The sequence below is a fragment of the Micromonospora sp. MH33 genome (genome assembly GCF_003013775.1).
Lineage (GTDB): Bacteria > Actinomycetota > Actinomycetes > Mycobacteriales > Micromonosporaceae > Micromonospora > Micromonospora fulviviridis.
On sequence record NZ_MUYZ01000276.1, the window covers coordinates 1 to 9,317 of the forward strand.

The window sequence follows — 9,317 nt, forward strand, 5'->3', positions numbered from 1 at the left end:
ACGAGGTGGCGGTGCTCGCCGCCGCCCGGCCGGCGGCGCTGGAGGTCGGCGGCCGGGCCGACCTGGCCGTCTTCGGCGCCGACGGCTCCTGCCTGGCCACGGTGGTGGCCGGGCGGCTGGTGCACCGCCGCGCCTGACCCGCCGGCCCGGTGTGGGCCGCCACATCCGTCGGCCCCGATTCGGGATGGCCGGTTCCGACCGGGTGATCCGGCGTACCTTGGGGCTCATGCCTGTGCCGAGTGATCCGAATCCGCACCTCCAGTCGTACGCCGACCCGCAGCGCCTGGTCACCACGGAGTGGCTGGCCGAGCACCTGGGCGACGAGGGCCTCGTGGTGGTCGAGTCCGACGAGGACGTCCTGCTCTACGACACCGGCCACATCCCCGGCGCCGTGAAGGTCGACTGGCACACGGAGCTGAACGACCAGGTGACCCGGGACTACCTGGACGCCAAGAGCTTCGCCGAGCTGTGCGCCGCCAAGGGCATCGGCCGCGACGACACGGTGGTCTTCTACGGCGACAACTTCAACTGGTGGGCCGCGTACGCCCTCTGGGTGTTCGGGCTCTTCGGCCACGCCGACGTCCGGCTGCTCGACGGTGGCCGGATGAAGTGGGTCGCTGAGGGGCGCGAGATGTCCAAGGACAAGGTGACCCGGCCGCGCGCCGACTACCCGGTGCCGGAGCGGAACGACGCGCCGATCCGGGCGTTCCGCGACGAGGTGATGGCGCACGTGTCCGCCGGCCGGCCGCTGGTCGACGTGCGGTCGCCGGGGGAGTACACCGGCGAGATGCTGCACATGGCGGCCTACCCGCAGGAGGGCGCGCTGCGCGGCGGGCACATCCCGGGCGCGGTGAGCAAGCCGTGGAAGGCCGCCGCGAACGAGGACGGCACCTTCAAGCCGGTGGACGAGCTGCGCGCCATCTACGTGGACCAGCTCGGGTTGAGCCCGTCCGACGACGTGGTGGCGTACTGCCGGATCGGCGAGCGGTCCAGCCACACCTGGTTCGTGCTGCACCACCTGCTCGGATTCCCGCGGGTGCGCAACTACGACGGCTCGTGGACCGAGTGGGGCAACCTGGTCCGGGCCCCCGTCGTGCGAGGCGACGAGCCGGGCAAGATCGTCGGCGGCTGACCCGGCCGCTGACCCGGCCGGGTCAGGCGGTTCCGCGTAGCGTTCCCCACGCCCCGGCGGTGACCAGGGCGAACACGCACGCCGCCGCGCCGATCACCGGGCCCACCCCGTACGCCTCGCCGGCGAGTCCGGCCAGCGCCGCCCCGAGCGGCGCGGCGGCCAGGCCGACCACCCGCTGCGCCGCGCCGACCCGTCCGAGCAGCTCCGCCGGCACCTGCCGCTGCCCGTACGCCGACCAGAGGCTGTTCCAGATCGTGGTGCCGGCGGCGAACCCGGCCAGCGCGAGGCCCCCGGTCAGCGGGTCGCGGGCCAGGGCGAACCCGGCCAGCGCCACGGTCTGCCCGAGCAGCACCGCGCGCAGCGCGGGCAGGGTGCCGAACCGGGCCGCCAGCCGCCCGGCGACCAGTGCCCCGAGCAGGCCGCCGGCCACCACCCCGGCCGCGAACAACCCGTACGCCTGCGCCGGCACCCGCAGCGCCCCGAGGGCGTAGAGCACCAGCACCGCCATCATCCCGCTGATCGCCAGGTTCGACCCGGCCGAGGCGAGGGCGATCCCCCACAGCACCCGGTCCCGGCGCACCCACCGCATTCCGGCCCACGCCTCCCGCCACACCCCGCGCCGCGCGGGCCGGGGCGGTCCCGGCGGCAGCGGGCGGAGGGTGAGGACGAGAGCGGCCGCGAGGGCGAAGGTGAGCGCGTCCACGGCGAACGGGAGCGACGCGGCCAGGGCGAAGAGGACGCCGGCCAGCGGGGTGCCGAGGAGGCCGCCCGCCACGGCCGTGCCGGCCTGGAGCCGGCCGTTGGCGGTGGCCAGACCGGCCGGCGACACCAGCGACGGCAGCAGCGCGAAGGCGGACGCGTCGAAGAGCGTGCCCAGGGTGGCGAGGAGGAACGCGGCGGCGGCCAGCGCGGCGACCCCGGCCCGGCCGGTGGCGACCAGCCCGGCCAGCGCGGCCACCACCACGGCCCGCGTCCCGTCCACCGCCGCCATCGTCCGGCGCCGGTCCCACCGGTCGGCGTACGCGCCGCCGAGCAGCCCGAACAGCAGCGGTGGGAGTTGCCCGGCCACGGTCACCGCGGCGATCGCCCGGGGGTCGCGGGTGAGCGCGGCGGCCAGCAGGGCCAGAACCGGCGTACGCAGCGCGTCGCCGAACCGGGACGAGACGGCGGCGGACCAGAGCAGTCGGTAGTCGCGGCCGAGCGCGGGAGCGGTCATGCCGACGGACCCTGTGGCCTGAACCCGGTCGAGGGTCAAGCGGCCCGGAATGTGAGGCGACCGACGGGTAACCGAGACTCCACCAGCTTGGGTGTGCGGTCTAGGCTGGTCCGGTGGCGGTGGAACAGCAGGCGCGGGGCGCGGCGAACGGCGCGACGGGTGCGGGCCGGCGCCGGTCCCGGCGGGACGAGATCCTGGAGATCGCGGTCGGGCTCTTCGCGGCGCGCGGCTACCACGGCGTGTCGATGGACGACATCGGCGCCGCCGCCGGGGTAACCGGTCCGGCGCTCTACCACCACTTCGCCGGCAAGGAGGCGATGCTGGTCGCCGCGCTGATCCCGGTCAGCGAGGGGCTGCTCGCCGGCGGCAAGGAGCGGGCCGCCAACCACCCCGACGACCCGCGCGGCACCCTGGAGTCGCTGATCGACTTCCACGTCGACTTCGCGCTGGCCAACCCGGCGGTGATCGCCCTGCACCTGCACGAGCTGGACCGCCTCCCGGACGAGCCGCGCCGCCGCATCCGCCGGCTCCAGCGGATGTACGTCGAGGAGTGGGTGACCGTGCTGACCGCACTGCACCCGGGGCTGCCGGACGGCGAGGCGCGGGTGCTCGCGCACGCGGCGTTCGGCCTGATGAACTCCACCCCGTTCCTCGGTGGCGAGGTGGACCGCCGGCGCCGGGCCGAGCTGCTGCGCGGGGCGACGCTGGCCGCGCTCCTCGCCCCTACCGACCCCGCCTGAGCGCACTGGGAACCCGGGTCGACTCGTGGGTGACGGGTGGTCCGTGGTTACCTGACAGCGTCCCCACCCCCGGACGCTGGAGGAAACCATGATCGAGTCGCTGCTGATCGCCAACCGTGGCGAGATCGCGCGCCGGATCATCCGTACCGCGAAGAAGCTCGGGATCCGTGCGATCGCGGTGCACTCGGAGGCCGACGCCGGCCTGCCGTTCGTGACCGAGGCCGACGAGGCGGTCTGTGTCGGCCCCGCCAATCCCGCACTTAGCTACCGCAACGTCGAGGCGATTCTCGCCGCCGCGAAGGACACCGGCGCCCAGGCGATCCACCCCGGCTACGGCTTCCTGTCCGAGAACGCGGACTTCGCCCGTACCGTCGAGGCCAGCGGGTTGATCTGGGTCGGACCCGGCGCGGACGCGATCACCGCGATGGGCGACAAGATCAACGCCCGGAACCTGATGGCGGCGGCCGGGGTGCCGGTCGCGCCCGGCACCACCGAGCCGGCGGCCGACCTGGACGCGGCGGTCGCCGCCGCCGCGGAGATCGGCTACCCGGTGATGGTCAAGGCCGCGGCCGGTGGCGGCGGCATGGGCATGGGCGTGGCGACCGACGAGGCCGCGCTGCGCACCGAGTACGACAAGGTCCGCTCGTTCGCCGAGCGGATGTTCGGCGACGGCTCGGTGCTGATCGAGCGCTACTTCCCCCGGGTACGCCACGTCGAGGTGCAGATCCTCGGCCTGGCCGACGGCCGGGTGGTGGCCCTCGGCGAGCGCGAGTGCTCGGTGCAGCGGCGCAACCAGAAGCTGGTCGAGGAGTCCCCGTCCCCGGCGGTCTCGCCCGAGCTGCGTGCGCGGTTCCTGGCGGCGGCGGTCCGGGCGGGCGAGGCGGTCAACTACCGCAACGCGGGCACGGTCGAGTGCCTGTTGGTCCCGCGTGAGCGGGACTTCCAGGGCAGCAGCCCCGCGTCCGATGAGTTTTTCTTCCTGGAGATGAACACGCGGCTCCAGGTCGAGCACCCGGTCACCGAGTACGTCTACGGCGTCGACCTGGTCGAGGAGCAGTTGCGGGTGGCCGCCGGGCTGGCCCCGACCTTCGACCCGGACGCGCTCGCGCCGCGCGGGCACGCCATCGAGCTGCGGATCAACGCCGAGGACCCGAAGCGGTTCCTGCCCGGCCCGGGCGCGATCACCACCTGGAACGAGCCGGCCGGGGAGGGCGTCCGGGTCGACTCCGGCTACGTCGCCGGCAACACGGTCACCCCGTTCTACGACAGCCTGATGGCGAAGCTGATCGTCAGCGGCGCCACCCGGGACGAGGCGGTCGAGCGGGCCAGGGCTGCGGTGGCCCAGTTCGAGATCGCCGGCCCGAAGAACAACCTCCCCTTCTTCGCCGAACTGCTGGAGAACCGCGAGTTCCTCTCCGGCGACTACGACACCGGCATCGTGTCCCGCATGCGCTGACGATCCGGCCCATCGGCCGGGGGTGGGATGCTGGGAGAACCCATCACGTAACACCGTCACAGTGAGGTGACCCCTTATGGCGGAACTGCCGGAGTTCGTCTCCATCCGGGAGGTCGGGCCGCGGGACGGGCTCCAGAACGAGGAGCCGATCCCGACCGAGGCCAAGGTGCGGCTGATCGACGCGCTCTCGGGTACGGGCGTGCGGCGGATCGAGGCCGTGTCCTTCGTGCACCCGAAGGCGATCCCGCAGATGGCCGACGCCGACGAGGTGTGGCAGCGGGCCGCGAAGGCCGACGGGGTGCGCTACTCCGCGCTGGTGCCGAACACCCGGGGTGCCCAGCGCGCCCTCGCCGCCGGCTTCACCGAGATCGAGGTGGTGGTCTCGGCCAGCGACACGCACAACCGGCGCAACGTCAACCGCTCCACCGAGCAGTCGCTGGACGACATCGCCGAGCTGATCGACCTGCTGCACGGGGCGGGCGCGACCGCCGAGGTGATCGTGGCGACCAGCTTCGGCTGCCCGTACGAGGGGGACGTCGACCCGAAGCGGGTGGCCGGCATCGTCGACCGGGTGGTCCGGGACGGCGCGGACCGGGTGGCCTTCGGCGACACCACCGGCATGGGTACGCCCCGGCGGGTCCGTGAGCTGGTCACCGCGGTCCGTGACCGCAACGCCCACGTGCCGGTGCTGCTGCACTTCCACAACACCCGGGGCACCGCGCTGGCCAACATGCTCACCGCCATGGAGCTGGGCATCACCGAGTTCGACGCGAGCGTCGGCGGCCTCGGCGGCTGCCCGTACGCCCCGGGCGCCAGCGGCAACCTGGCCACCGAGGAGGCCGTGCACATGCTGCACGACATGGGCATCGACACCGGGATCGACCTGGACGCCCTCGTCGGGGCCGCCGAGCTGGCCGAGCACCTGGTCGGCAAGAAGCTTCCCTCCGGCGTCCTCCGCGCCGGCCCTCGTACCCGCCTCACCCCGATCCCCTCCTGACCCGGCACACCCTCACCGCCAGGCCGGCCGCGCCCCCGCGCGACCGGCCTGGCGCGTCTCCAAGCCCGGCGGGGTCGCCGGAGGGGGCGGGGATGGGATAGCCTAACGATCGTTCAGGTCGGTTGGGGCGCCCCTGGGGCGACCGGTGGCAACGGGAGTCGGCGTGACGCTCGACGGTGAGGCTCTGGAGCAGCTGCGCAAGCGCGCCAAGGCCGGCGGTGCGGACAAGTACCACGCGGCGAACGCCGCCAAGGGCAAGCTCTTCGCCCGCGAGCGGGTCGCGTACCTGGTCGACGAGGGCTCCTTCGTCGAGGACGGGCTCTACGCCAACGCGACGGCCGAGGGGCTGCCCGCCGACGGCGTGGTCACCGGCACCGCCACCATCGACGGCCGGCCGGTCTGCCTCATGGCGAACGACTCCACGGTGAAGGCCGGCAGCTGGGGCGCCCGTACCGTCGAGAAGATCATCCGGATCATCGAGCGGGCCTACTCGACAAGCGTGCCCATGGTCTACCTGGTCGACTCGGCCGGGGCCCGGATCACCGACCAGGTCGACCTCTTCCCCGGCCGGCGCGGCGCCGGCAAGATCTTCTGGAACCAGGTTCGCGCCTCGGGCTCCATCCCGCAGGCCTGCGCCCTGTTCGGGCCGAGCGCGGCGGGCGGCGCCTACATTCCGGCGTTCTGCGACGTGGTCGCCATGGTCGAGGGCAACGCCAGCATGTACCTCGGCTCCGACCGGATGGTCGAGATGGTCACCGGGGAGAAGACCACGCTGGAGGCGATGGGCGGGGCCAAGGTGCACTGCGCCGAGTCCGGCGTCGGGCACTTCCTCTGCAAGACCGAGGCCGAGGCGCTCGACACGGTCAAACGCTACCTGTCCTACCTGCCGACCAACTGGACCCAGGCCCCGCCGGCCGCCGAGGCGACGCCGGCCCCGGAGAAGGCCGACCTGGCCGCGCTGGTCCCGGCCAGCGAGCGGCAGGCGTTCGACATGCGCCGCTACGTCAAGGGCCTGCTCGACGAGGGCAGCTTCTTCGAGATCCAGGCGCTCTGGGCCAAGGAGCTGACCATCGGCTTCGGCCGGCTGAACGGCGAGGTCGTCGGCGTGGTCGGCAACAACTCGATGTTCAAGGGCGGCGTGCTCTTCGTCGACTCGGCCGACAAGGCGACCCGGTTCGTGCAGCTCTGCGACGCGTTCAACGTGCCGCTGCTGTTCCTCAGCGACGTGCCCGGATTCATGGTCGGCAGCGCCGTGGAGAAGCAGGGCATCATCCGGCACGGCGCCAAGATGATCACCGCGATCTCCGAGGCGACCGTGCCCAAGATCTGCGTGGTGGTCCGCAAGGCGTACGGCGCCGGCCTCTACGCGATGGCCGGCCCCGGCTTCGAGCCGGACGCCACCATCGCGCTGCCCACCGCCAAGATCGCGGTGATGGGCGCGGAGGCCGCGGTCAACGCCGTCTACGCCAACAAGATCGCCGCGATCTCGGACGAAGCCGAGCGGGCCGCCTTCGTCGCCGCGAAGCGCGAGGAGTACGAGCGCGACATCGACATCGTCCGGCTCGCCAGCGAGCTGGTGGTGGACGCCATCGTCGAGCCGCACGAGCTGCGCGCCGAGCTGGTCCGCCGGTTCGCCGCCGCGCGCGGCAAGGAGCGGCACTTCGCCAGGCGCCGGCACGGCGTCACCCCGGTCTGACCCCATCCCGGCCCGCACCACCCGACCCGGCGTCACGAGCGCCCGGCGGCCGTCCACAAAGGCATCCCACCAGGAGGATCAGATGGACTTCCGGCTCAGCGAGGAACAAGAGGCGCTGCGGGAGAGCGTGCGGGACTTCGCCCGCGAAGTGGTCGCCCCGGCCATCGCCGAGCACTACGAGCAGCACACCTTCCCGTACGAGATCATCCGCCAGATGGGCAAGATGGGCCTGTTCGGCCTGCCCTTCCCCGAGGAGCACGGCGGCATGGGCGGCGACTACTTCGCCCTCTGCCTGGCCCTGGAGGAACTGGCCCGGGTCGACTCCAGCGTGGCCATCACGCTCGAGGCGGCGGTCTCCCTCGGCGCGATGCCGATCTACCGGTTCGGCACCGACGAGCAGAAGGCGCAGTGGCTGCCGAAGCTGCTCAGCGGCGAGGCCCTCGCGGGCTTCGGGCTGACCGAGCCGGGCACCGGGTCGGACGCCGGCGGCACCCAGACCCGGGCGGTCCTGGACGAGTCGACCAACGAGTGGGTGATCAACGGCTCGAAGGCGTTCATCACCAACTCCGGCACCGACATCACTGCGCTGGTCACGGTCACCGCCGTCACCGGCACGAAGCCGGACGGCTCCAAGGAGCTGTCCACCATCATCGTCCCGTCCGGCACGCCCGGCTTCAGCGTGGCGCCCGGCTACTCGAAGGTCGGCTGGACCGCCTCCGACACCCACGAGCTGACCTTCGACGACTGCCGGGTGCCGGCCGAGAACCTGCTCGGCGAGCGCGGCCGGGGCTTCGCCCAGTTCCTGCGCATCCTCGACGAGGGGCGGATCGCCATCGCCGCCCTGGCGGTCGGCCTCGCCCAGGGCTGCGTCGACGAGTCGATCAGGTACGCGAAGGAGCGCCAGGCGTTCGGCCGGCCGATCGGCGCGTACCAGGCGATCCAGTTCAAGGTCGCCGACATGGAGTTGAAGGCGCACACCGCCCGGCTGGCCTACTACGACGCGGCCGCCCGGATGCTGGCCGGCGAGCCGTTCAAGCGGCAGGCGGCCATCGCCAAGCTGCACGCCAGCACCATCGCGGTGGACAACGCCCGCGAGGCCACCCAGATCCACGGCGGCTACGGCTTCATGAACGAGTACCCGGTGGCCCGCTTCTGGCGGGACTCCAAGATCCTGGAGATCGGCGAGGGCACCAGCGAGGTGCAGCGCATGATCATCGCCCGCGATCTCGGCATGTGAGCCGCGCCCGCCCGGGCCGTTCGGGCCCGGGCGCTCAGCCGTCTGTCGGATATCCGCAGTGGACGGTCGGCTGGCCGACGATGGGCTGTGGAGCGTCCGACCCGATCCGTACTCTTCGTGCCCATGACTCCCGATCATGATCGTTCGCGGAGCCCGGGTGGCGGTGCCCAGCTACCCGACCTGCTGCGCGGGCACCGGCTCGCCGCCGGCCTCACCCAGGCCGAGCTGGCCACCCGGGCCGGTGTCGGCGTGCGGACCGTCCGCGATCTGGAGCGGGGGCGGGCCACCCGACCCCAGCGCACCACCGTCGACCTGCTCGCCGACGCCCTCGGCCTGACCGGTCCGACCCGGCAGGCGTTCCTGGCCGCCGCCCGCCCGGCTCGGGCCCAGACCGCCGTGCCCGGCCGGGCGGCGAGCCACCTCCCGGTCAGCGGTCCCGACGCCGCCCAGGCCGCCGTGCCCGGCCGGGCGGCGAGCCACCTTCCGGTCACCGGCTCCGCCGCCACCGATCCGGGTACGCCGATCGCGCTGCCTCAGCCGGTCCCGCTGCTCGGCCGGGACCGCGACGTCGCCGAGTTGGGCGTCCTGCTCTCCGAGCATCCGGTGGTGAGCCTGGTCGGGCTTGCCGGGGTCGGCAAGACCGCGCTCGCCCTCACCGTCGCCCACGCGGCGGCCGCCGAGCACCCGGCCGGCGTGGCCGGCGTGCTGGTCGGCGAGGGCTCGGACGCCGCCGACGTGCTCGCCGCCTCGGTCGCCGTGCTGGGCGTGAACCGGTTGGCCGATCTCTCCTGCCGGCTCGGCGGCCGGCCCGCGCTGCTGCTGGTGGACGCGGTGGAGCGGGCG

At 73.3% G+C, this 9,317-nt stretch carries 8 protein-coding genes; 7 read left to right on the top strand and 1 reads right to left on the bottom strand.

Features of this window, described 5'->3' with window-relative positions; translation table 11 throughout:
* The first annotated feature begins 226 nt into the window (after positions 1 to 226).
* A complete protein-coding gene (locus tag B0E53_RS28960) occupies positions 227 to 1,132 on the top strand; it encodes a sulfurtransferase (protein ID WP_107078918.1) in 906 nt (301 codons plus the stop codon).
* 22 nt (positions 1,133 to 1,154) lie between these two features.
* Here the strand turns inward: B0E53_RS28960 and B0E53_RS28965 are convergent, their stop codons facing one another.
* Entirely contained in the window at positions 1,155 to 2,348 is a 1,194-nt protein-coding gene (locus B0E53_RS28965; RefSeq protein ID WP_107078913.1) for an MFS transporter, read from the bottom strand.
* Positions 2,349 to 2,461: 113 nt separating this feature from the next.
* Here B0E53_RS28965 and B0E53_RS28970 point away from each other — a divergent pair, with 113 nt between their 5' ends.
* From B0E53_RS28970 to B0E53_RS28995, 6 genes are all read left to right on the top strand, one after another.
* Positions 2,462 to 3,088, top strand: a complete 627-nt coding sequence (locus B0E53_RS28970) for a TetR/AcrR family transcriptional regulator (RefSeq protein ID WP_091316184.1) — start codon at positions 2,462 to 2,464, stop codon at positions 3,086 to 3,088.
* A gap of 88 nt (positions 3,089 to 3,176) precedes the next feature.
* A complete protein-coding gene (locus tag B0E53_RS28975; RefSeq protein WP_107078914.1) occupies positions 3,177 to 4,544 on the top strand; it encodes a biotin carboxylase N-terminal domain-containing protein in 1,368 nt (455 codons plus the stop codon).
* A 76-nt stretch (positions 4,545 to 4,620) separates the two neighbouring features.
* Positions 4,621 to 5,541 carry a hydroxymethylglutaryl-CoA lyase gene (locus B0E53_RS28980; protein ID WP_107078915.1) on the top strand — a complete coding sequence of 307 codons (921 nt, stop codon included), beginning with the start codon at positions 4,621 to 4,623 and terminating at the stop codon, positions 5,539 to 5,541.
* A gap of 163 nt (positions 5,542 to 5,704) precedes the next feature.
* Entirely contained in the window at positions 5,705 to 7,237 is a 1,533-nt protein-coding gene (locus B0E53_RS28985; protein ID WP_107078916.1) for an acyl-CoA carboxylase subunit beta, read from the top strand.
* 82 nt (positions 7,238 to 7,319) lie between these two features.
* A complete protein-coding gene (locus B0E53_RS28990; protein WP_107078917.1) occupies positions 7,320 to 8,474 on the top strand; it encodes an acyl-CoA dehydrogenase family protein in 1,155 nt (384 codons plus the stop codon).
* A gap of 123 nt (positions 8,475 to 8,597) precedes the next feature.
* The coding region (locus B0E53_RS28995; RefSeq protein ID WP_146167803.1) for a helix-turn-helix transcriptional regulator at positions 8,598 to 9,317 on the top strand (720 nt) is incomplete at its 3' end.

Coding starts and splice junctions, on each gene's coding strand:
- B0E53_RS28960 (WP_107078918.1), top strand. CDS start 227: ATGCCTGTGCCGAGTGATCCGAATCCGCACCTCCAGTCGTACGCCGAC.
- B0E53_RS28965 (WP_107078913.1), bottom strand. CDS start 2,348: ATGACCGCTCCCGCGCTCGGCCGCGACTACCGACTGCTCTGGTCCGCC.
- B0E53_RS28975 (WP_107078914.1), top strand. CDS start 3,177: ATGATCGAGTCGCTGCTGATCGCCAACCGTGGCGAGATCGCGCGCCGG.
- B0E53_RS28980 (WP_107078915.1), top strand. CDS start 4,621: ATGGCGGAACTGCCGGAGTTCGTCTCCATCCGGGAGGTCGGGCCGCGG.
- B0E53_RS28990 (WP_107078917.1), top strand. CDS start 7,320: ATGGACTTCCGGCTCAGCGAGGAACAAGAGGCGCTGCGGGAGAGCGTG.